The following is a 22,945-nucleotide window of genomic DNA, read 5'->3' on the forward strand; positions in this document are numbered from 1 at the left end:
ACAGTTTGAGCGGCACCGGAATCCCCGACTTCTCCGAGCTCGCCCTCGGCGGCCACGGCGCCGCCGCTTCCGAGGACCACTGGCGTGCGGCGGTCAAGGAGTCGACCGGCCACGCCCCCGCCGACCTCCTCTGGGAGACCCCGGAGGGCATCGGCGTCAAGCCGCTCTACACCGGCCGTGACCTCGAAGGCCTGGACTTCCTCCACACCTACCCGGGCGTGGCCCCGTACCTGCGCGGCCCCTACCCCACCATGTACGTCAACCAGCCCTGGACGATCCGGCAGTACGCCGGATTCTCCACGGCCGAGGAATCCAACGCCTTCTACCGGCGCAACCTCGCCGCGGGACAGAAGGGCCTCTCGGTCGCCTTCGACCTGCCCACCCACCGCGGATACGACAGCGACCACCCGCGCGTCACCGGCGACGTCGGCATGGCGGGCGTCGCCATCGACTCGATCTACGACATGCGGCAACTGTTCGACGGGATCCCGCTGGACAAGATGTCGGTGTCGATGACGATGAACGGCGCGGTCCTTCCGGTCCTCGCGCTCTACATCGTGGCGGCGGAGGAGCAGGGCGTCTCGCCGGACAAGCTCGCGGGGACCATCCAGAACGACATCCTCAAAGAGTTCATGGTCCGCAACACCTACATCTACCCGCCCAAGCCCTCGATGCGGATCATCTCGGACATCTTCGCGTTCACCTCGCAGAAGATGCCCCGCTACAACTCGATCTCCATCTCCGGCTACCACATCCAGGAAGCCGGAGCCACCGCCGACCTGGAACTCGCCTACACCCTCGCCGACGGCGTCGAGTACCTGCGCGCCGGACAGGCGGTCGGGCTGGACGTCGACGCGTTCGCGCCGCGCCTCTCCTTCTTCTGGGCGATCGGCATGAACTTCTTCATGGAGGTCGCCAAGCTCCGCGCGGCGCGCCTGCTGTGGGCGAAACTGGTGAAGCAGTTCGACCCGAAGAACGCCAAGTCGCTCTCCCTGCGCACCCATTCGCAGACCTCGGGCTGGTCGCTGACCGCGCAGGACGTCTTCAACAACGTGACGCGCACCTGCATCGAGGCCATGGCCGCGACCCAGGGCCACACCCAGTCCCTGCACACCAACGCCCTCGACGAGGCCCTGGCGCTGCCGACGGACTTCTCGGCGCGCATCGCCCGCAACACCCAGCTCCTGCTCCAGCAGGAGTCGGGCACCTGCCGGTCGATCGACCCGTGGGGCGGCAGCGCGTACGTGGAGAAGCTGACGTACGACCTGGCGAGGCGTGCCTGGCAGCACATCGAGGAGGTCGAGGCGGCGGGCGGCATGGCGCAGGCCATCGACGCGGGCATTCCCAAGCTCCGTGTCGAGGAGGCCGCGGCCCGCACCCAGGCCCGTATCGACTCCGGCCGCCAGCCCGTCATCGGCGTCAACAAGTACCGGGTGGAGAACGACGAGGCGATCGAGGTCCTCAAGGTCGACAACTCCTCCGTCCGCGCCCAGCAGATCGCCAAACTGCGCCGCCTGCGCGAGGAGCGCGACGAGGCCGTCACCCAGGACACCCTGCGGGCGCTGACGAACGCGGCCGAGCGCGGCGAGGGCAATCTCCTCGCCCTGGCGGTGGACGCGGCGCGCGCGAAGGCGACGGTCGGCGAGATCTCGGATGCGCTGGAGAAGGTCTACGGACGGCACGCGAGCCAGATCCGTACCATCTCGGGTGTGTACCGAACCGAAGCAGGCGAGTCCCCGTCCGTGGAGCGCACCCGTGCTCTCGTCGACCGGTTCGAGGAGGCGGAGGGACGCCGTCCACGCATCCTGGTCGCCAAGATGGGCCAGGACGGGCACGACCGGGGCCAGAAGGTGATCGCGACCGCCTTCGCCGACCTGGGCTTCGACGTCGACGTCGGCCCCCTGTTCCAGACCCCGGCGGAAGTGGCCCGCCAGGCGGTCGAGGCCGACGTCCACGTCGTGGGCGTCTCCTCGCTCGCCGCCGGCCACCTGACCCTCGTACCGGCACTGCGCGAGCAGCTGGCGGAAGAGGGACGCGAGGACATCATGATCGTGGTGGGTGGGGTCATTCCGCCGGCCGATGTCCCCACGCTGCTGGAGATGGGCGCGACGGCGGTCTTCCCGCCCGGCACGGTCATCCCGGACGCGGCCCACGACCTGGTGACGCGGCTCGCCGCGGATCTGGGTCACGAGCTGTAGGCCGGCGATGGCGCGGATCGACATCGAGGCCTACGCAAAGGGAGTGCTCGACGGGAAGCGCGCGCTGATCGCGCGCGCCATCACCCTCGTCGAGTCCACCCTGCCCGCTCACCGGGTTCTGGCGCAGAGCCTGTTGACCCAGCTGTTGCCGTACGCGGGCCGTGCGCGCCGGATCGGCATCAGCGGGGTGCCGGGCGTCGGGAAGTCCACCTTCATCGACGCCTTCGGCACCATGCTCACCGGACTCGGCCACAAGGTCGCCGTCCTCGCCGTCGACCCCTCCTCCACCCGCACCGGCGGCTCCATCCTCGGCGACAAGACCCGCATGGAACGCCTCGCCGTCGACCCCGCCGCCTTCGTCCGCCCCTCGCCCTCCGCCGGAACCCTCGGCGGAGTCGCCAAGGCCACCCGCGAATCCATGATCGTCATGGAAGCCGCCGGCTACGACGTCGTCCTCGTCGAAACCGTCGGCGTCGGCCAATCCGAAACCACCGTCGCCGGGATGGTCGACTCCTTCCTCCTGCTCAGCCTCGCCCGCACCGGCGACCAACTCCAAGGCATCAAGAAGGGCGTCCTGGAGCTGGCCGACGTACTCGCCGTCAACAAGGCCGACGGACCCCACGAGCGCGACGCGAAGGCGGCGGCAAGGGAATTGTCCGGCGCACTGCGCCTGATGCACCCCTCCGACGCCGCCTGGACCCCGCCCGTCCTCACCTGCAGCGCCCGCGAATCCACCGGACTCGACGAGGTCTGGAACCGCCTCGAACAACACCGCACGCTCCTGGACGCGGGCGGGCGGCTGGCCGCCAAGAGGGCCGCGCAGCAGGTGGAGTGGACCTGGTCGATGGTCCGCGACGAACTCCTGGAGCGTCTGCGCGCGGACCCGGCCGTCCGGGGCCTCGCACCGGGCCTGGAGGACTCGGTGCGAGCCGGCACCGTCACGCCCACCTCGGCCGCGGACCGGATCCTGGCGGCGTTCGCGTCCGGTCAGTCCACGAACTGAAGGAGCTCGGCGACGAAGGCCTTCGGGTCGTCGCGCCACGGGTAGTGACCGGCGCGGCGCTGGACGACAGGCCAGGAGTCCTCGAAGAGCTCCGCGTACTCGGCCACGGCCTCCGGCGGGGCGCCCGTGTCGACCTTGCCCGCGAGCAGCATCACGGGCCGGTCGAAGTCGGCGAGCGCGGCCCGGGTCGCGGCCGGGTCGTAGGCTCCCTCGGAACCGTAGACGGAGGCGGCCTCGTGGTTCCGCGAGGCGTCCTCGGCCTCCTTGCGGGCCTGTGCCTCGGCGTCCCAACGGCCGTGCGACAACGGCTCGATCGCCTGTCGGTTCTCCTGGGTCCACTGTCCGGCCAGGAGGGCTTCGAGGGCGGCGTAGGCCTTGGCGAACCACGGCTGGTGGGAGTGGCGCCGGGCCGTGCGGAGCCGGATCTCGGCGGAGACCTCGATGCCGACGGCGGCGACGCTCGGGGTGATCAGGACCATCCGGCCGATCCGCCGCGGGTGGCGGGCGGCGTACAGGGCGGCGAGGTTCGCGCCGGCCGAGTGCGCGAGCACGTCGATGTGCTTGAGGCCGAGGCGCTCGCGCAGGGCCTCCACGTCGTCGACGAGCCGGTCGCACCGGTAGCCGGCCGGGTCCGGGGGTATGGCGGAGCGGCCGGTCCCGCGCAGGTCCGGCACGATCAGGCGCCGGTGGGCGGAGAGCCCGCCCAGCTCGCCGAGGTAGGCGGAGTCGATCATGGGACCGCCCGGGAGGCAGACCAGCGGAGCACCGTCACCGACCTCGCGGTAGGCGAGCTCGGTGCCGTCGTATGCGGAGAAGAGGGGCATGGCCCGGATCCTGGCAGCCCCGTTCCGGGCGATCAATACATTTGCGCGCGGCCCCCGGAGCGGTGCCGAAGGGTTCCCGGAACCCGTCTGAACAGCAGCTTCCTTCCGTCAGCCGGCCATCAGACCATCAGACCTCGACGAGGACCGATCCGGGCGCCGACAGCGTCTGGCGCAGCAGCGCCGTCCGTTCGGCGGTGTCGTCGCTGCCCAGCAGGGCGGAGAGCACGGCGATCCGCGCCTGGCCCGCCCGCAGGGTGCCCGTCGGGACGGCTCCCGCCGCGACGAGGTCCACCGCGCCCCCGTGCGTGTAGATCTCGGTGACGGGCCCGGCCATCACCCGGGTGGTGAGCGCGACCAGAACCCCGCTCTGGACGGCGGCCTTCACCGCGTCCACGATCTCCGGCGTCGCGTTGCCGGCGCCCGTGCCGACGAGGACGACTCCGCGCGCCCCGGCCGCGATGGCGGCGTCGAAGAGCACCGGGTCCCCGTCGGCGTGGTGCACCACCACGTCGACGCGCGGCGGGAGTTCCGGCATCGCCGGCAGCGGGAGGGCTTGCGGCCGCTGCGGCGTGCGCAGGATGGTGACCTTGCCGAAGCCGATCTTCCCGAGGAGTTCCTTCGACGGGTCCGCGAACGCGTCCAGCGCCACCGCCTGGGTCTTCACCGTGCCCCGTGCGGCGTGCACCCGTCCCGCGAAGGAGATCAGCACGCCGAGCCCGCGCGTGTTGGCGGCGGTGAGGAGGGCGTCGTAGAGGTTCTCCGGACCGTCCCCGTCCGCGGTGCCCATGGGGCGCTGCGAGCCGGTGAAGACCACGGAACGCGCGTCGTGGTGGTGGAGGTCGACGAGGAACGCCGACTCCTCAAGGGTGTCGGTGCCGTGCGTGACGACGATGCCGTCGACGCCGGGGTCCTCGAGCACCTCGTGCACGGTGCGCAGGAGGGTCAGCTGGTGGGCGGTGGTGAGCCGGGGGCTGTTCACGCTGAACAGGTCCACCACCTCGACGGTGACCCCTTCGGGCATCGGGGCGGTGGCGATGACCTCGTTCCCGTCCGCGTCCGCCGCGAAGCCGGAACCCTGCCAGCGGCTGGCTATCGTCCCGCCGGTGCTGATGACGACGATCCGTCCCATGGCCGTTGGCCGCCCTTCCCTCGAACCCAGACAGGGCTCGTACATATGTACCTAAAGCAGCAATGATAGAGCGATCTACGCGCAATGCGATTGCGTCTTCAGGCGCGCCCGTAACATTGACTGGGGGATAATTGCGTCATGGACGCCATCGACCGAGATATCTTGCGCGAGCTCCAGGCGGACGGACGGCTCAGCAACCAGGAGCTCGCCCAGCGCGTGGGCCTCACCCCCTCCCCCTGCATGCGCCGGGTGCGCCAGCTCGAACAGGACGGGGTGATCCAGGGCTATCGCGCCGTGATCTCCCCCGAGGCGGTGGGCCGCGGCTTCGAGGTGCTCGTCTCGGTCGAGGTGCGCCGCGACCGCGAGGCCGTCGAGTCCTTCGAGGCCGCGCTCCAGGACATCCCGGACGTCATCGAGGCCTACCGCCTCTTCGGCAGCCCCGGCTGCCTCCTGCGGATCGCCGTCTCGGACCTGCGTGCGTACGAACGCCTCTGGATCGAGCAGCTGACGGCGCTCTCCGGTGTCACCGAGGTCAACTCGCAGATCATCATGAAGCGCATCAAGGAGCCGACGGGTCTGCCCATCGAACGCTGACGCGGTCGCCGGACACGAACCACAAGGCACGACACGACACGACGACACGACAGGAAGCGGCACACACCATGGAACCCCTCGGCGTCGGCGATCCCGTCCGACTCGGCCCGTACCGCATCCTCGGCGTCCTCGGCGCGGGCGGCATGGGCAAGGTGTACTTCGGCCGGGACAACGACGGCCGGACCGCCGCCGTGAAGGTGCTGCTGCCGGAGCTCGCCCACGACGCCCACCTCGCCCGGCGGTTCCTCCGCGAGGCGCACACCGCCCAGACGGTGACCAGCGGCGGCGTGGCCCGCGTGCTGGCCGCGGACAGCGAGGACAGCCGGCCCTGGATCGCCACCGAGTTCCTGTCCGGACCCACCCTCGACGACGCCGTCCGCGCGTACGGGCCCTTCGGCGTCGACGCCGTCCGCGCGCTCGCCGCCTCACTCGCGGCCACCCTGCGCGACATCCACGCGGCGGGGCTGGTGCACCGCGACCTGAAGCCGCCGAACATCGTGCTCACCTCCACGGGCCCGCGCGTCATCGACTTCGGCATCGCCCGCCCCGAGCACGGGATGACGCTCACGACCACCGGCCAGGTGCCCGTCACCCCCGGCTACGGGGCGCCCGAGCAGGTGCTCGGGCAGCGGGTCGGGCCGGCCGCGGACGTGTTCTCCCTCGGCGCGGTACTGGCCTACGCGGCGACCGGCAGGCGCACCTTCGACGGCACGCACGTGGCGGCGGTCCAGTACGAGGTGGTGCACGGGGAGCCCCGACTCGACGACGTACCCGCCGAACTGCGCCACCTGATCGCCCCCTGCCTCGCCAAGGACCCGGCGTACCGCCCGACCCCCGACGGCATCGCGGGCGCCTTCGCACCGCCTCCCGGCGCCGACCGGATCTGGCGCACGGGCCCACTGGCCGAGGACATCGCGCGCCGCGCGGGCGACGCCGAACGACAGGCCGCCACCGTCATCGGTGAGGGCTCCACGGCCGCCCCTTCCCGCCGCCGGGTCCTGCGCCTCTCCCTGGCCGCCGGCGGGGCGCTCGCCGCCGGCGGGGCCACCGGCGCCTGGTGGCTGATGCGGGACGGCGAAGGGCTGCCATCGGCGGGGAAGGCCACCGACGCGAAGCCGCTGTCCCGGCTCTCCGCCAAGTCCGGCGAGCCCCCGAAGCCGCTCTGGGGACCGCTGCCCGTGGCCGCACGGGAGGCGAACGAGCTGGCGACCGACATGCCGACGGCCCCGCTCCCCCTGCTCGACGTGGTCGTCTTCGCCGCCAAGGAGGGCGGGCTGGCAGCCCGGCTGACGACCGACGGCACGGAGAAGTGGCGGCTGCCCGACACCCTTCCCGCGGCCGGTCTCGTCGCCCTGCCCGGGCACCGGTTCGTCACCGGCGGCCCGGGCGGCGGCCTGCTCTGCCACGAGGCCTCGACCGGCAAGCGGCTGTGGACGGTGGCCGACGTCGACACCAGCCGCATCCTGGCCGCGGACGCGACGGCCGTGTTCCTGGTGACCCGGGACGGGCGGCTGCGCGCCGTGGACACCGCCGCCCGCACGGTCCGGTGGACCGTGACACTGCCGGAACGCGCGGTCAAGAGGCCCGGCCCGTACGCCGCGGCCGGCGGGAACCGTCTCGTGCTCGTCGGCGACGACGGCGACGTCCTCGCCTTCGACACCACCACCGGCGCCCCGGCCTGGACGGTCCTCTCTCAGGCGCGCTACGCCACGCAGCCGCTCATCGTGGACGACGCGGTGTACCTCGGCGGCCGCCACCTCAAGGGCGTCAGCCTCAGGACGGGCACGGAGCTGTGGGACCCCGTCGACGCGCAGGGGCTCAAGACGGACAACGCCGCGGGCTGGCGCCCGCCCGCGCGCTCCGGCGACAACCTGTGGGTCATGGACGGTACGCGGCTGACCCGGGCGCCGCTCGCCACCGGACGGACGACCCCGCTCGGCAGCGCGCTCCACGGACCGCTCCCGTACGTCCCGCCCGTCGTGCAGGCCCGCACGCTCTTCGCCGTCGAAGGGGAGGGACGGGGCGTCTCCGCCTTCGACATCGACGGCGGCGGGCGGTTTTGGACCTGGTCCCCCGACTCGCGCGGCCTTTGGGCCATGGCCGGCGCGGGCAACCGCCTCTTCACCGTCAACGGCAGGAACCTGACCGCCTTGCCGGTGGTCGACTGAACATCGCCTAGGCTCGGGCCGACCGACCGAACCGGGAGAGAGCGCATGGACCGCCTACGGCAGGACGACCCCCCGCAGATCGGGCCGTTCACGACCCTGGCGCGGCTCGATGCCGAATCCGCCGAGCGCACCGTCCCCGACCGCCGGTACCTCGCGCGCAGCGCCGACGGGGAACGCACCGTCCTCGTCGGCGTCCCCCGGGTCGGCGCCGACCCCTCCCGGTGGGCACTGGAGGCCGAGGGCGCCCGGCGGCTGGCCCTGCCGGGGCTCCTCCCCGTCACCGAGGTCGGCGGCACGGCCGGATTCCCCTGGTACGCGGCCCCCTACGCGCCGGTGCTGCCCCTGCCGGCGGTGCTCGCCGCCCACGGCGGTCCGCTGCCCGAGGACGTCGTGCGCGGCCTCGGCGCCGCCCTCGCGCAGACGCTCACGGCCGCGCACGCCCAGGGGGTGGTGCACGGTGGCCTGTCACCGGCCTCCGTACTGGTCGCCCCCGGCGGGCCGCTGCTGGCCTGCTTCGGCGCCGTGCGCGCCGCGGCTCCGAACGGGGTGGCGCGCGCCGGGCTGCCGGGGCTCGACCCGGGCTGTCTGGCCCCCGAGGAGGCCTCGGGGGCGGCGGCTCCCGGGCAGCTCGGCGACCTCTTCGCGCTGGGTTCCGTACTGGCCTTCGCGTCGACCGGCCACACCGTGCCCGAGCGCAGCGAACTGCCGGTCGGACTGCGCGAGGTGGTGGGCCGGTGCCTGGCGCGCGACCCCGCGGACCGACCCCGGTCGGCCGCGGAGCTGATGCCCCTGCTGAACGCACCGGCGCGGGTGCCCGATCCGCGCCTGCCGTCCGCGCCCGCCCCCGCGCCGGCTCCGATGCCGGGGCGGGTGGTCGCCGCGCTCGCCGCCCAGTCCGCGTGGCTGCTCGCCGCCGAACTCCCCGCCTCCCGAGAGCCGTTCACGTCGCCGTCGCCCCAGAAAGTGCACTGAACCCGATGCATCCCCTTCCGGCCCCGCTCGCCCCGCTCACGCACGACGACCCGGGGCAGCTCGGCGACTACCGGCTGCTGGCCCGGCTCGGCAGCGGCGGCATGGGCACGGTCTACCTGGCCCGCGCCGCGGGGGGCCGTACCGTCGCGCTGAAGACCGTGCACGCCCGGATCGCCGCCGACACCGCGTTCCGCACCCGGTTCCGGCTGGAGTCGGACGCGGCCCGGGTCATCGGCGACCGGTACGGGGCCCGCGTGTTCGACGCCGACCCGCTCGCGCCGACGCCGTGGCTGGCCACCGAATACGTCATCGGCCCCCGGCTCGACGAGGCGGTCCGCCTCGGCGGCCCCCTGCCCGAGGCCCTGGTGCGGGCCTTGGGCGCCGGCCTCGCCCAGGCCTTGGGCCAGTTGCACCGCTCGGACGTGGTGCACCGCGACCTCAAGCCCTCCAACATCATGGTCACCGCCGCCGGGCCCAAGGTCATCGACTTCGGCATCGCGCGCGCCCTCGGCGACCAGCGGCTGACCAGCACCGGCGCCGCCGCCGGCACCCCCGCCTACATGTCTCCCGAGCAGGCCGGCGGACTCGAACACACCCCGGCCGGCGATGTGTTCGCCCTCGCGGGCGTCCTGGTCTTCGCGGCCTGCGGCCACGGCCCCTTCGGCGGCGGCCAAGCCGCCGACCTGCTCTACCGGGTCCGGTACGCCGAACCCGACCTCACCGGCGTACCGGCGGGCCTGGCAGCGCTCCTCGCCCGCTGCCTCTCCAAGGACCCGGAACTGCGGCCGGGCACCGCCGAACTGGCGCAGCTGCTCGGCCCGGGTCCTGCCGCGTTCGCGGACGCGCTGCCGCAGCCGGTGCTCGCGGACATCGCCCGGCGCGCGGCGGCCGTCTGGCAGGACCCGCCGCCCCGGCTCCCGGTCCCCGCCACCGCGCCGGACACGGTGCCCCCGGCGGAGCCGGACCTCTCGCGGCGCCGAATGCTGCGGCTGAGCGGCGCGGCGGTCGTCGCGGGAACCGCCCTGACGGCGGGCGGCGGCTGGTGGGCCTGGCGGGCGAGCCGGCCGCGTGGGAAGCCCGCGAAGACGGGCACCGAACTGGCCGCGGCACCCCAGGCCTCGTGGTGGTCCGACGTGTGGGCTCCCCCGGTCATGCCCGAGCCGCTGTGGGTGAACGGCACCCTGGCGATCGCCGACAGGACCGCGATCCGGACGATCAACACCGACACCGGCCGGCAACTGCCGGCCTACTACAAGGGGTACGAGGACCGCTGGCGGATCGGTACTGACGGCAAGATCTTCTACGGGCTCGGGGCCGAGGACTCCTTGGACAAGGCCGTCACCCTCTGCGTCCTGCCCCAGAGAAGCGTCGAGCCGGGCAAGGAGGTCTTCCCCCCGTTCATGAGCCTGCCCGCGTACGACGGCACGCAGGTGCTCACCCAGATCCTGTGCGTGGACGGCGACACGGTGTACCTCCACGCCAAGGCGGCGAGCGGGGGACAGTGGTCCGTGGTCGCCGCGAGCGTGAAGTCGGGCAAGGAACTCTGGCGGCAGCCGTCCACGGCCCCCAAGCCGCCTGCCCCCACCACCAACAATGTCAAGGTGAGACAGCCGGCCGTCATCCGCCTGCGGCCCGTGCGCGACGGGGTGCTCCTGTGGCAGCGCCTCGAACGCGGCGACGACGTACGCCTCTCCCTCCATGACACGGCCACCGGCGCCGAACGCTGGACCACGACGGTGACCGCTCCGGGCGCCACCCCGGACCAGCCGGCGACGGACGACGAGCACGTGTACGTCGGCGCGGCCGAACTCCAGGCCCTGCGCCTCCAGGACGGCAAGCCCGCCTGGTCCTTCGGCGCGGGCCGCGACGTGGGCCGGGTACCGGACAAGCAGCGCCGCTACGGCCTCCCAACGGTCCGCGACGGTGTCGTCCACGCCGTCGAGGGCAGCCTCGGCATCGTCGCCCTCGACGCCCGAACCGGCACCGAGCGTTGGCGTGAAACCCCGCCGGAGGGCACCGTCCCCAACCGCGAAACGGCCCTGGTGGCCACGGCCGGCCACGTCTACGCGGCGGACACCCAGGGCGTCCGAGCCGTCGACACCCGCACCCACCGCACGGCCTGGCGCTACGCATCCCAGGCCCTCGCGCTCACCACCGACCCCACGGCCGGCTTCCTCTACATCCGCGAACAGAGCCGCCTGACGGCCCTCCCGATCACCTAGTACCAGGACGGGGTGAACCTTTCCGGTCACGGCACTGGCGCGCAGGCCCTGGCGATCCCGACGTCCTGGCCCCGCTCGGTGCCCCGCCCGGCCGCCCCCTGTGCGTCAGGAGGCGGAAGGCTCGGCTCCGCGGTCTCGTTCCATGCCCCGCAGGTAGTCGAGTACGGCCAGGACACGGCGGTGGTTCTCCCCGGAGGCGGGGATCTGCAGTTTGCCCAGGATCGAGGTGACGTGCTTCTCCACGGCGCGCTCCGAAATGCCCAGGCGATTGACGATGCCGGCGTTGGTGAGGCCGGTGGCGACGAGTTCGAGAACCTGGCGTTCGCGGGCGGTGAGGAGGTCCGTGGCGCGGCGCTCACGCGGGTTTCCGACGAACTGTTTGAATATTTCGGAGTCCAGGACGGTCTCGCCCTTCGCCACTCGTCTGAGGGCGCAGAGGAACTCGTCGAAGTCGCCGACCCGCTGTTTCAGCAGATAGCCGGAACCGGCCGGGGCGTTGCGCAGGAGCTCTTCCGCGTAGGCGTGCTCGATGTACTGGGAAAGAACCAGAACCGCCGTGGCGGGACAGGACTCCTGGACCTTGCGGGCGGCCCGGATTCCCTCGTCGGTGAAAGTGGGAGGCATCCGGACATCCATGATCGCCACATCGGGAGTGAGTTCACCGATTATCTGGAGGATGCTCTCGGTGTCGCCCATTGAGGCGACGACCTCAATCCCCTCGTCCGCCAGCAACCGCGCCATCCCCACCCTCAAGAGGGCGGAATCTTCGGCCAATACAACGCGCATGGCGACTCCTGAGTGCTGAAGTCGGCCCAGCGAGGGGACTGAACCGGAGGGTCAATTGCGTGGGGGGCGGGGCACGGTTTCCGCGCATGTTTTCAACTGGCCTGGCGGGCCAGGTGATCAGCATAGAGGAGCGTGCCGAAACGCCAACCCCCTTCGTGATCATTCTCGGGTGTTGAGCATGGCCAGGGCGCCTTGTCCGGCCAGGCGCCGCGTCGCCGAGACCGCCACGGCGACGGCGACCGCGAGGCACGCGACGACCAGGCCGGCGAGGACGGCCCAGGGGACGCTGACGTCCACCGTTCCGTACGCGGCCTTCATCGCTCCCCGGTACGCCCACAGGCCGAGGGTGATCACGGCGGCGGCGATGCCCGCTCCGGCCAAAGTGGTGGTGACGGTCTCCCACACGGCCATCCTGAGCAGTTGGTCCTCGCCGACGCCGACCATGCGCATTCCGGCGATCTCCCTGCCGCGCCGGCTGTAGGACATGACCAACGTGCCGGCCACCGCGATCAGCGCGTACACCGAGGCGGGGCCCACCAGTACCAGCAGGACCAGGTGGTTGAGCCGGTCCTGGTCACTGGTCGAGGCGCCGAACCACTCCTCGGTGGGGGTCACCTTCACGCCCGCGGCCCGCAGTTCACCGTTGAGCCGCGCCGCCGTCGCGCCGACGGCGCCGCGTCCGCCGTGCTCCTCGTCCAGGAGCACGGTGGCCCGCTCGGGCGCCGAGGCCCCGCTCGTGCCGGGGGCGAGGACCAGGTGCGGCACCGCCGAGCCGCCGTCCAGCACGGCCGTCACCTCGGCCGTGACCGGGTCACCGCCGAAGCGCCCGTAGGTGAGGCGGTCGCCCGCATGGACGCCGTACCAGTCGGAGAACTCCTTCGAGACCGCGACGGTGCCCGGCGCGAGTGCCCGTGCGCTGCCCTCCGGCGCGGTGATGCGGTGGGTGAGGGCGAGGCCCGGCACGTCGACGACGGCCGCGTCGTCGTCCCACACCGAGTACGGTCCGGCCACCGCGACGTCCATCGGCGCGGGCGCCGATACGGCACGTACGCCCGGTCGTTCGCGCAGCCCGGTCAGTACCTCCTGGCTCAGCCCCCGGCCCGGTGTGAGGGGTTCCACCACCAGTTGGCCCAGCGTCCGCTGCCTGTCGTCGGCCCTGACGGTGGCGCCGGTGGTGGCCATCACCGAGGCGAAGGTGCCGACGATGGCCACGATGGCGAGGACCGGCCCCACCAGCGAGGCGGTCCGGCGCCTGGACGTGCTCACCGCTTCCACCGCCAGCAGTCCGGGCACCGACCGGGTCCGCTTCAACCAGGCGGTCGACAGCCTCACCAGCGAGGGGAGATAGGCGGGCCCCAGCAGAGCGGCCGCCGAGGTCAGTGCCATCGGGCCGAAGAGGGCCAGTGGCGTGGCCGCCTCCGAGCCGGCGTTCGGCGTGAGGAGGAGCATCACGGCGCCGATGACGAGCAGGAGGGCGCCCGTCGCACCGCGGCCGACGGTCATCGTCCGGGAGTCCAGGTCCGCCTCGCGCAGCGCCTCCAGGGGCCCGGTGCGCGAAGCCTGACGAGAGGCGGCCAGCGCGCCCAGCACGGCGATGACGAAACCGCACACCGCGGCGAACGAGAGGGGGCCGCCGAGCGACCCGGCCCGCATGTCGACGGGCGACAGCCCGGTACCGTTCAGGCCGCTCACCGCCATCGGTGTGGCGGCGGCCGCCACCGCGCAGCCCACGAGCGTCGCGGGAACCGCCACCGCCACCGACTCGCCGATCACCATGCGCCGCACCTGCGGCCCGCCCGCACCGATCAGCCTCAGGAGGCCCATGTCCCGGCGGCGCAGGGCGATGCCGAACGCGCCGGTTCCGGCGATGACGAAGACCGTGACGAAGGCCGAGACGACAGCGGCGAGGACCAGGACGGTCTGTATCCCACCCATGTCGGGGGCGCCGGTGGTCAGGGTGTGATGGGCGCCCTCGCCGTCCGTGAGGGTGATCGAGGGGTGGGAGCCGGAAGGCCGCGGCACGTTCCAGGTCGCGGCCAGCGCCGCTGCCGACACCCCGACGAGCGCCACGCCGAGCGCCAGCGCGATGAACGTTCCCGCGAACAGCGCCCAGTAGTGGCGTACCGAGCGTACGGACAGACGCCACATCAGGACTCCCACCGGCCCAGACGGGCGGCGACCTGCTCGGCCGTCGGCTGGTCGATCCGATCCACGGCCCGGCCGTCGTGGAGGAAGACCACGCGGTCCGCCCAGGCCGCCGCCCCCGGGTCGTGGGTGACCATCACCACGGTCCCGCCGGCCCGGTCCACCACGTCCCGCAGCAGCGCCATGATCTGCCGGCCCGTCTGTCGGTCGAGCGAGCCGGTCGGCTCGTCGGCGAAGACGATCTCGGGCTGGACCACCAGGGTCCGGGCGATGGCCACGCGCTGCTGCTGGCCGCCGGAGAGCTGCGCGGGGCGCCGGTCCGCCTTGTCCTCGAGGCCCACCTGTCGCAGGGCCTCCATGACGTCCGCGCGCCGGGGCCGACCTCCGTTCAGCCGTAGCGGCAACGCCACGTTCTCGTAGGCCGTGAGCATGGGCAGCAGGTTGAACTGCTGGAAGACGAAGCCGATGCGACTGCGCCTGATCAGGGTCAGCTCCCGCTCGTCGCAGGCACTCAGGTCGGTGTCGCCCAGGAGCACCTGTCCCTCGGTGGGCCGGTCCAGGCCGGCGGCGCAGTGCAACAGGGTCGTCTTTCCCGCTCCGGACGGACCCATGATGGCGGTCATGGACTTCGCCGGGAACCCCAGGGTGACGTCACGCAGCACCGGTACCGGCCCCGTCGCTCCGGGGTAGGTCTTGGAGACGGAGACCAGCTGGGTCGCCGGTAGCCGGGTGTCGGTGAGCAGTGACATCGGTGGTCCTCGGGGGGTCGGAGGTGATACGTCCAGTCCAGCACGCGGGGAGTCGCCGGGCAGTGGGCCTGTGAGGAGTCTTCGCCGGGGGGTTTTCCCTACCGTCGAGCGAGTCGCCGGGCCCCGGTCAGCGTGCGTGCGCCGCCGGCTCCGCCGGCGCCTCGACGTCGGGGTCGAGCAGCTGCGTCAGTCGGCGGGCCGAGGCGTCCCAGGACCACTGCCGCTCGACCCACGCCCGTCCGGCGGCGCCCATCGCGGCGCGTTCCGGCGACAGCAGTGTCCGCACGACGGACCGGGCGACGGCCGTGACGTCCCTGCCGTCGACGACGTGCCCCGTCAGCCCTTCGAGCACGGTGTCGGGGGCGCCACCGGAATCACCGGCGATCACGGGCAGTCCGCTGGCCGCCGCTTCCAGGAAGACGATGCCCAGGCCTTCCGCCTCCAGGCCCGCGCGCCTGGTGCGGCACGGCATGGCGAAGGCGTCGGCGACCGCGTAGAACGGGGGCATTTCGGCGTGGCCCTTGCCGCCCGCGAAGACGACGGAGCCGTCCGCGGCGTGCTTGCGGGCCAGTGCGTGCAGGCGCCGCTCGTGCGGGCCCTTGCCGACGATCACCAACGCCGCTTCCGGTACCGCTCGCCGGATGAGCGGCAGAGCGCGGATGAGGGTGTCCTGCCCCTTGCGCGGCACCAGTCGCGAGGCGCACAGGACGACCTTCCTGCCGCCCAGGCCGTAGCGGTCGCGGAGCTCTTGGACGTCCCGCGCGGGGAGGTCCGGCCGGAAGTCCTCGGGGGCGACTCCCGGTACGAGCCGGCTCATCCGGGCTCGTGGGCCGAGGGCGGGCGCGATCCGGGACCGGGTGTACTCGCCGAGGTAGGTCACCACGTCCACGCTGTCGCCTATGCGCCGCAGGACCTGGCGCGCCCCGGGTGTCCGGGCCCACCAGATCTCGTGGCCGTGGGTGGTGGCGACGGTCCGCCGGATGCCGGCCCGGCGCAGCGCGGGGGCCATGTGGGCCAGTGGGGCCGCCGCGCCGAACCAGACCCGGTCACAGCCGTGTTCGCGGGCGATCTCCATCGCCCTGCGGGTGACGCGCCCGGTCGGCAGCAGGGTGCGGGTGGAGTCCCGGATCACGGGGAACGGCAGGGTCGCGTCGTACTCCGCGGCCCCCGGTTCGTTCGAGGTGTAGACCACCACGTCGTTGCCGGGCATACGGGTGGCCAGCGCGTGGACGAAGGTCTCGATGCCGCCCTGGCGCGGGGGGAAGTCGTTGGTGATGACGAGTGTGGTGCTCATGGGGGTCGCGTCGCTGCCTTCGGTATCGGTGGTCGTGGATGCCGGGCCCGGGCTCTCAGGCGACGAAGAGGCGGTTCCGGCGGTCATGGGTGATGTGGGTGGTTTCCCGTCCGGTGGGCCGGTCGGTACGGCGTACGGACCCGGATGCGCACCGGGCGGCGGCCGGTGCGGGCCGGCCGGGCGGGCGCGGACCGGTCATCGCCCTGCTCCCGTGCCGGCGGGGGCGTACGGCCGTCGGGACGGGACGAGGTGGGCGGCGCGTGCGGGTCGGCCGCCGCGTACCTCCAGGCTGCGCACCCGTTCACGCGGAGCGGCCAGTCGGGCCCACCCCACCAGCACGACGGGCAGTGCCAGGTAGCCGAAGCGTCCGGCGGGCGCCAGGGTGAAGGCCACCATCAGGCCGATCGCGAGCCGGTCGGCCGCGGCCCGCAGATGAGCGGGTGGCCGACGCACGAGGGACACGGCGACGGCGAGACCCCCGCACAGCAGCAGCCCGACGGCCGCGTACCACCCGGCCGGCCCCAGGTCGGCCAGCAGCCGGCCGGGCAGCGGACTGGCGGCCGGGGTCGGCAGGTCACCGCGTCCGGTCGGGAAGGCCAGCACCTGCTCGACCATGGCGGCGGGTGAGATCACCGCGCTGGGCAGGATCAGCAGGGTCGCGCCCGCCACCGCGGTGCCCGCGCACCGCAGGGCCGCCCGGAGGCCCGCCACACTGCCGAGCAGGACCACGGCCACCGCGATCGCGGGCCACGCGGTCCACTTGAGGGAGCACACCACGGCGAGCGCCAGGCCCGCCGCCGCCGGGCGGCCGACGGCCGCCATGGCGAGCGCCAGGCAGCACAGGCCGGTCAGCGGAAGGTCGACTCCGCTGACGCACAGGGGCAGGGCCACGACGGGAGACGCGATCAGCGCCGCCACGCCCGTTCCGTACGTCATGCGCTCACCTCCTCCCGTGGGAGTGACGGTCGGCCGGGAGCGACGCAGCGTCAGCCGAGCCCGGTGCAGGCAGAGAAGGAACACCGCGGCGCACCAGATCCGGGCGTCGCCGAGCACCCGGGCCACCCAACCGTGGTCGCCCACCAGCGCCTTGGGGATGCCGAGCAGAGCCATGGCCGGGAGGTACGGGGTGTAGTCCGTGACCTTGTGCGGGTGGGGCAGGTACGGGGTTCCCTGCTCCAGGAGCAGTCGGCCGGAGCGCTCGATCACGTCGACCTCGCTCTGGGCCCGTCCCGTCAGGACGAGGAGGACGAGGGGCACCACCACCGCGCCGATCAGCGCGATGGTCACCCCCGCCCGCCGGGCACGCGGGCCGGGGACGCCGTAGGAGACGGCTGCCGCGGCCGCGTATCCCAACGCGGCGCTCGTTCCCCAGATCCGGTGCGTGTCCAGCGAGGAGATCACGGGGAAGGCCGCGGCCCACAGGGCGGCGATCAGCCATCCTGTGGCCCACGTGCCTCGGCGGTTCCACCAGGGGTGGGAAGGCGCCGCGGGTTCGGTGACCGCGGGTTCGGTGACCGCGCCCGCGGTGGTGACCGGGTATTCGACTCGACGGAATCTCACCCTGCCATTGCAGTCTCGAGGACCGTCGGGGTCATCAGAGTCAGGTCGAGACTTCCTGGTCGGGTTTTCCCTACCGTCCCCCCGCCCGGGTGTTCACGACGCGGCCGGCCCGGGACGGTCGCGCTGCCTCGCGGTCGCGATCTCCAGCAGGCTCCTGACGTGCGACGTCAGATAGAAGTGGTCGCCGGGGAACACCCGCAGGGAGAACGCGCCCGTGGTGACCGACTCCCAGGCCTTGACCTTGGCCACGTCGACCCGGGGGTCCCGGTCGCCGGTGAGGGCCACGACGTCCGCGCGCACCGGGGCGGCTGACGGGTCCGGCCGGTAGGTGTCGAGCAGGTGGTAGTCGTTGCGGATGATGTCGAGCACCATGGCCCGCAGGTCCGGGTCGTCCAGCACCGCCGAGCGGGTGCCGCCGAGGTCGGCCATCGTCGCCAGCAGGTCGTCGTCGCCGCGCGGCCCGGGGTCGACCGGTTCGGAGTCGACCGTCTCGGAGAACTCCGCCAACTCCCGCCCCGACACGCACAGGCGGGTGACGCGGGAGGTTCCCGCCGCCTCCAGCAGGCGCAACGACTCGTAGGCGACCGCGGCGCCCATGCTGTGGCCGAACAGGATGGTTTCCCGGCTCCGATCGGCGCCGAGCGCCTCGGCCGCTCCGGCCGCCAGTTCCCCCATCGAGCCCATCAGCGGTTCCGTTATTCGGCTCTCCCGCCCGGGGTACTGGACCACCTGCAGCTCGACGTCCGGACCGATGTGCCCGGCCCACGCGCGGTAGAAGCTGGCGCTGCCGCCGGCATGCGGAAAGCAGACGACGCGGCGATCCGCCGATGGGTTTCGCCGGTACGTCACCAGCCAGGACGATGTGTTGGACATGTACTGATCTCCCCGTTGTGTGTTCGACCGAGAACCGGTCCTCAGCCCAGAACCGCTTCGCCCAGCAGCGTCAGCCGGTGGACGGTGGCGTTGTTCTTCCGTTCCGTCGTCACGAAACCGGACCGTCTGAGAACACCCACGTGTTTGCTCGCCGATGGATTCGATATGTGAAGCCTGCGCGAAATCTCGCCCGTGGAACCGGGCACCCGTACGCTCTCCAGAACGCTCGCCCGGGTGTGCCCGAGGAGTTCGCTCAAGGCCGACCCGCCCTCGGCGCCCTGCCAGAGCGTGGAGGCGGTATCGGAATCCGGCACGACGGTGTACACGAGGGTCGGCGTCCCCTGCCATCCGGTGCTCGAATCCAGCAGCAGGGGGTTCACCGCGAAGAGCGACGGGGCGAGCACCAACCCTTTGCCGGTGAGTTCGATCTCCCTGTCGTGCGGGCCCTGGTTCACCCGCAACACCGGGGCTTCCCAACTGATGGCGGGATGGAGATTGTTGAGCACGCTCTCCACTCCGCCCGAGACGATGGCCCGCCCGCACACCTCTCGGGCCAGCTCCAGGTAGTTCTGTATCTGTGCCCAGAAGGGTTCCACGGCCATCGCGTGGAAACTCCGGTCACCGCCTGCCGAGGAATGGGGCAGGGACCTCGGCCCGGTGCGGGAGTTGATCGCGGAGGCCTCGACCGGGCCCATGGCCCGTAAGCGTCGCTTGACCTTCCGCCGCCATTCGACGAATACGTCCTGTTGCGACTCGGCGAACCTCGCCTCGGCACAGCGGGTTTCGAATTCGGCACCCAGGGTTCCGATGAATCGGATTCTGGATAGATCCTCAAAAGTGAGACGTAATGAGACCATTGTGCATTTCCCCCTTGTTTCAACCCGCGGTTGACGCCCGCTCAGCGCCAGTCCACGGACACACCCAGTCCGCTGTATCCCTGGACCAGATTCGATCGCATCCACGTGGGACCGCTCGCCAGTCGTACGGAACGCGCTTGGTCGGCCAGCCGGACCAGCAGGCTGCGCAGTTCGAAACGGGCCAGCGCGGCTCCGAGGCAATGGTGCGGCCCGGTGCCGAAACCCATGTGGCGGTTGGGCTTACGATCCGGCCGGAAGGCATGCGGATCGGCGAAGAGTCGCTCGTCGCGATTGGCCGCGGACAACCAGGCGACCACCGGCTCCCCCTTCCGGATCCGCTGTTCTCCGATCGTGCAGTCTTCGGTGGCGACCCGAAGCACGTGCATCGCGGGTGAAGTCCACCGAACGACCTCCTCAACAGCAAGATCGATTATACCGCTGTCCTCGCGGATCCGATCCAGGACATCGGGATAGGCGTGGAGTATGTGGAAGAGACCGGTGATCGAGTGTCGGGTCGTCTCGTTGCCGCCGATAAGGACGTTGTCACAGTTGATGACCACGTCGTCGACGCTCAGCCGGCCATCGGCGAGCAACGCGCTGACCAGGTCGTCACCCGGCCTCTTCTCCCGTTCCGCAACCAACTCGTGGAAGTAGAAGAGGATTTCCGAGTGGGCCTCGGCGGGCGACATCCGGTCGAATGAGCTCTCCTCGCCCCCGAAGGCGTGGTTGGTCAGCTCGATGAGGTCGTCCCGCTCACTGAGCGGCACCCCGATCACCTCGCACACGATGGCGGCGGGGAGACGGGGCCCGACGTCCGAGGCGACGTCGGTTGTTTCCCGGGACTTCATCCGGGCGATGATTTCCCCGACTTCGCGCTCCAGGACCGCGTGCAGCTCCGGTTCGCGCAGCCGGGAAAGGAACGGTCCGATCAGTCGCTTGAGATTCGAATGCCAGCTTCCGTCGGTCACCACGAGCATGCGTCCGCCGGAACTGTCGGAATTCTCGGCGTCGAACCCGATCATCATGCCGTGCTCGGAGGTGAAGGGCGCCTTGGGGGACAGGACGGCGCTGCAGTCCTGATGGGAGAAGACGGACCAGAAGCCGTTCGGGGAGAATCCCGGTTCGCTCCAGATCTTCGCGTCCGACGACGCGTACTCCCGCCACATCTCGAAGCGTGCTTCGCTCGTGTAGAGATCCGGGTTTGCCAAGTCCATGGTGGTGTGTCTTTCCTCAGCGGTCGATCGATGGGGGGTGAGGCGAGGGGAGCTCAGGCGGCGGTGTTCACGACCCGCTCCGGCTGTTCTTCTTCGTCGTCCGGCGCACCGTGGGGCGACGGGGGGTTGCGCATGACCCGGCTCAGTACGGCGCACAGCGCGACCAGACCGAGGACGCCGCCACAGACCAGCAGGCTGACGAGGCGGCCGCACAGCTCGTAGACCAGCCCGCCGGCCAGGGGGGCGATCGCGCCGCCGCCCGCGCTGCAGATGTTCGCCACGCTCATCACCCGACCCCGGTGGGTGTCCGGGGTGAGCAGCAACTGGTACGTGGTGAAGTAGGCGTTGGCCGTCGGCGCCGTGAAGGCCGTGATCCCGAGCAGGATGCCCGGGGTGTAGCTGCCGGGGAGCAGCGCGATCGCGACGGTGAGCGCGGCGAAGAGCCACAGGACGACGAAGATCGGGCGCGAGCCGGTCAGGACGCGCTGGAGCTTCGGCGCGGCCAGCGCCCCGAGCAGTCCGCCGACCCCCAGGAGGGCCGCCATGACCCCGATCAGCCCGGAGTTCATGCCGCTGGTCTTCGCCGACGCGATGACGATGAAGTAGACCGTGCCGTAGAAGAAGTTCGTGGCCGTCGCGAAGCCGAGGCCGAGCCGCAGGAACGGCTGCGTCCTGATCCAGGTGATGCCCTCCAGCACCTCGCCCGCCGACCATCCCTTGGACTCCGGTCGCCGGGCCACCGGTTGACGCCTCATGAACAGCAGCAGGACGAAGCCGACGAGATGGGCCGCGGCCCCGGCGAGGAACGGGAAGGCGTTCTTGGCGGCCTGGAGGAACCCGCCCGCCGAGGTTCCGACGAGCTGGCCGGCGTAGGTGCGCGCCGAGTTCATCGCGACGGCGTCCGACACCTTCTCCGGTGCGACCAGCGTCGGGATCATGGCCTCGCCCGTGGCGAGCATGACCGCCGTGGCGGCGCCGTTGACCAGGGCCAGGGCCAGCAGTGCGGTCAGCGACACGGCCCCGGCCCACAACATCACCGCCATGGCTCCGAAGACCACCACCAGGACGGCTTCGCACCACAGCATGACGGCCCTGCGGTCGTAGCGGTCGGCGATGGCGCCGGCCGGGAGGCCGGCCGCCAGGATGGCCACCGCGTCGGCGAACCCGACGAGGCCGGCCTGGCCGGCCGAGCCGGTGACCGTCAGGACGAGCAGCGGCAGGACGATCAGGGAGGTGCTGTACGCGAACTCGCCGAAGGTCTGGCTCGCCCACAACAGGGTGAAGTCCCGCTTGCCGCGTTGCGGATGAGTCATGCGTGCTCCTTCGTCGGTGGTCCGGGGCGGCGACGTGCCCAGGGGGAACGGCTGGGTGCTCAGCCCAGGACGCGGGCGCGGGCCCGGGTGTGGACGTAGGTCCGGCGCAGGTCGCGGACCATGCTGGTGCGCTTGAGCCAGCGGTCCGTGCCGTCGTAGCGCGGGGTGAAGACGTCCCGGCCGTGCACGACGCGGTAGTTGTCCAGGAAGGCCGCCTCGCCGGGCTCCAGGACGACACGCTCGGCGGAGTCCCGCAGCAGCTCCGCGCACTCCTTCAGGGCCGCCTCGGCCTCGATGTCTCCGGGCAGCGGGCTGGTGAAGTCCGCGTCTATGCGCAGGTACGGGGCTTCCCCGGGACCGAAGAGCACGGACGCCCGCTCGTGCTCGCGCTCGTCCAGTGCGGCCCGCTCCCCCGAGGCGGTCTCCCGCTGGGGGACGTGGGAGTCGTCCGGGTAGAACAGGAAGCGGTCCTGCGCCAGCACCTCGCGCAGGGACCGCGGAAGCGTGACGGAGTCCAGGCTCGCCACGGTGGTGCCCACCCGGTCCGGGTTGCGCAGGCACATCAGCGCCACGTAGTCGCCACGGCAGGTGTGGAAGACGTCTTCGGTGTGCAGGGTCAGCTGGGTTTCGCTGCTCGCGCTGGTCAGCGACGCCTCCTGGCCCTTGGAGGGGCAGACGTCGTGGACGAGCCGTCCGTTCTGCTGGTTCTGCCAGGCGAACGGGTCACCGAGCAGGGAGGCGATCAGGAGCAGGACCAGTTCCTCACGGTGCGCGGCGCCCTCCTTCTCCGCGATCTGCCAGCTCGGCGGCGTCGGAACGAGGTTCTCGCTCAGGGGCAGGTCGGCCACCTGGATGACGGCTTCCTCGCCGGCCCGGGAGGCGGCGAGGAACTGTCGGACGCCCAGGGGGAGCCTCTCGGCCTCGGCCCTGATGTCGTCGACCTGGTGGAGCGGCTCCCAGGTGTGGTGGCTCTTCAGGAACTGATCGGCGATCTTCGCCGTTGCCAGCTTTTCGTATGCGTTGAGAACGTACCGGGCCACTGGG

18 protein-coding genes are annotated in these 22,945 nt (G+C 71.9%); 6 read left to right on the forward strand and 12 right to left on the reverse strand.

The genetic code is table 11. The annotated features are described in order from the left end of the window. The first annotated feature begins 5 nt into the window (after positions 1 to 5). Both scpA and meaB read left to right on the forward strand, forming a co-directional pair. A complete protein-coding gene (scpA, locus tag ACFYZL_RS25150; RefSeq protein WP_384744631.1) occupies positions 6 to 2,198 on the forward strand; it encodes a methylmalonyl-CoA mutase in 2,193 nt (730 codons plus the stop codon). 7 nt (positions 2,199 to 2,205) lie between these two features. Continuing rightward, positions 2,206 to 3,201 carry a methylmalonyl Co-A mutase-associated GTPase MeaB gene (gene meaB, locus ACFYZL_RS25155; protein ID WP_384744625.1) on the forward strand — a complete coding sequence of 332 codons (996 nt, stop codon included), beginning with the start codon at positions 2,206 to 2,208 and terminating at the stop codon, positions 3,199 to 3,201. On the opposite strand, the gene ACFYZL_RS25160 is transcribed toward meaB, so the two are convergent. Next, positions 3,186 to 4,025, reverse strand: coding sequence for an alpha/beta fold hydrolase (locus tag ACFYZL_RS25160; protein WP_384744624.1), 840 nt, complete (start codon positions 4,023 to 4,025; stop codon positions 3,186 to 3,188). The genes meaB and ACFYZL_RS25160 overlap by 16 nt on opposite strands. A 127-nt stretch (positions 4,026 to 4,152) precedes the next feature. Continuing rightward, positions 4,153 to 5,154 (reverse strand): asparaginase, encoded by a 1,002-nt coding sequence (locus tag ACFYZL_RS25165; RefSeq protein WP_384744622.1) that lies wholly within the window; start codon positions 5,152 to 5,154, stop codon positions 4,153 to 4,155. 138 nt (positions 5,155 to 5,292) lie between these two features. Between ACFYZL_RS25165 and ACFYZL_RS25170 the strand changes: the two genes are divergently transcribed. From ACFYZL_RS25170 to ACFYZL_RS25185, 4 genes are all read left to right on the forward strand, one after another. After that, positions 5,293 to 5,748 (forward strand): Lrp/AsnC family transcriptional regulator, encoded by a 456-nt coding sequence (locus ACFYZL_RS25170; RefSeq protein WP_384744620.1) that lies wholly within the window; start codon positions 5,293 to 5,295, stop codon positions 5,746 to 5,748. A 68-nt stretch (positions 5,749 to 5,816) separates the two neighbouring features. Then, positions 5,817 to 7,916, forward strand: coding sequence for a PQQ-binding-like beta-propeller repeat protein (locus tag ACFYZL_RS25175; protein ID WP_384744618.1), 2,100 nt, complete (start codon positions 5,817 to 5,819; stop codon positions 7,914 to 7,916). A gap of 45 nt (positions 7,917 to 7,961) precedes the next feature. Continuing rightward, positions 7,962 to 8,888, forward strand: a complete 927-nt coding sequence (locus ACFYZL_RS25180) for a serine/threonine protein kinase (protein WP_384744617.1) — start codon at positions 7,962 to 7,964, stop codon at positions 8,886 to 8,888. Between the two features lie 5 nt (positions 8,889 to 8,893). Continuing rightward, the gene (locus ACFYZL_RS25185; RefSeq protein ID WP_388681812.1) at positions 8,894 to 11,110 is read left to right on the forward strand and encodes a PQQ-binding-like beta-propeller repeat protein; all 2,217 of its coding nucleotides are present in this window, start codon (positions 8,894 to 8,896) and stop codon (positions 11,108 to 11,110) included. A 105-nt stretch (positions 11,111 to 11,215) separates the two neighbouring features. On the opposite strand, the gene ACFYZL_RS25190 is transcribed toward ACFYZL_RS25185, so the two are convergent. The 10 genes from ACFYZL_RS25190 to ACFYZL_RS25235 all read right to left on the reverse strand — a co-directional run bounded on the left by ACFYZL_RS25190 (position 11,216) and on the right by ACFYZL_RS25235 (position 22,941). Beyond that, positions 11,216 to 11,896 (reverse strand): response regulator, encoded by a 681-nt coding sequence (locus ACFYZL_RS25190; RefSeq protein WP_384744614.1) that lies wholly within the window; start codon positions 11,894 to 11,896, stop codon positions 11,216 to 11,218. A gap of 159 nt (positions 11,897 to 12,055) precedes the next feature. After that, positions 12,056 to 14,044, reverse strand: a complete 1,989-nt coding sequence (locus ACFYZL_RS25195; protein ID WP_388681815.1) for an FtsX-like permease family protein — start codon at positions 14,042 to 14,044, stop codon at positions 12,056 to 12,058. Beyond that, positions 14,044 to 14,790, reverse strand: a complete 747-nt coding sequence (locus tag ACFYZL_RS25200; RefSeq protein WP_384744612.1) for an ABC transporter ATP-binding protein — start codon at positions 14,788 to 14,790, stop codon at positions 14,044 to 14,046. Before ACFYZL_RS25200 ends, ACFYZL_RS25195 begins: the two co-directional genes overlap by 1 nt. Before the next feature lie 127 nt (positions 14,791 to 14,917). Then, complete coding sequence (locus ACFYZL_RS25205) at positions 14,918 to 16,084, reverse strand: glycosyltransferase family 4 protein (RefSeq protein ID WP_384744610.1); 1,167 nt, start codon at positions 16,082 to 16,084, stop codon at positions 14,918 to 14,920. Between the two features lie 195 nt (positions 16,085 to 16,279). Further along, a complete protein-coding gene (locus tag ACFYZL_RS25210; RefSeq protein ID WP_388681819.1) occupies positions 16,280 to 17,644 on the reverse strand; it encodes a hypothetical protein in 1,365 nt (454 codons plus the stop codon). A 93-nt stretch (positions 17,645 to 17,737) separates the two neighbouring features. Continuing rightward, entirely contained in the window at positions 17,738 to 18,517 is a 780-nt protein-coding gene (locus ACFYZL_RS25215; RefSeq protein ID WP_384744608.1) for a thioesterase II family protein, read from the reverse strand. Between the two features lie 41 nt (positions 18,518 to 18,558). After that, on the reverse strand, positions 18,559 to 19,374 hold the full coding sequence (locus ACFYZL_RS25220) for a winged helix-turn-helix domain-containing protein (RefSeq protein WP_388681822.1): 816 nt from the start codon (positions 19,372 to 19,374) through the stop codon (positions 18,559 to 18,561). 41 nt (positions 19,375 to 19,415) lie between these two features. Next, positions 19,416 to 20,588, reverse strand: a complete 1,173-nt coding sequence (locus ACFYZL_RS25225; RefSeq protein ID WP_384744605.1) for a cytochrome P450 — start codon at positions 20,586 to 20,588, stop codon at positions 19,416 to 19,418. Positions 20,589 to 20,641: 53 nt separating this feature from the next. Further along, positions 20,642 to 21,901: an MFS transporter gene (locus ACFYZL_RS25230; RefSeq protein WP_384744603.1), complete on the reverse strand. Its 1,260-nt coding sequence runs from the start codon at positions 21,899 to 21,901 to the stop codon at positions 20,642 to 20,644. Positions 21,902 to 21,960: 59 nt separating this feature from the next. Continuing rightward, on the reverse strand, positions 21,961 to 22,941 hold the full coding sequence (locus ACFYZL_RS25235; RefSeq protein WP_388681825.1) for a TauD/TfdA family dioxygenase: 981 nt from the start codon (positions 22,939 to 22,941) through the stop codon (positions 21,961 to 21,963). Positions 22,942 to 22,945: the final 4 nt, after the last annotated feature.

The sequence above is a fragment of the Streptomyces sp. NPDC001717 genome, from assembly GCF_042892775.1.
Lineage (GTDB): Bacteria > Actinomycetota > Actinomycetes > Streptomycetales > Streptomycetaceae > Streptomyces.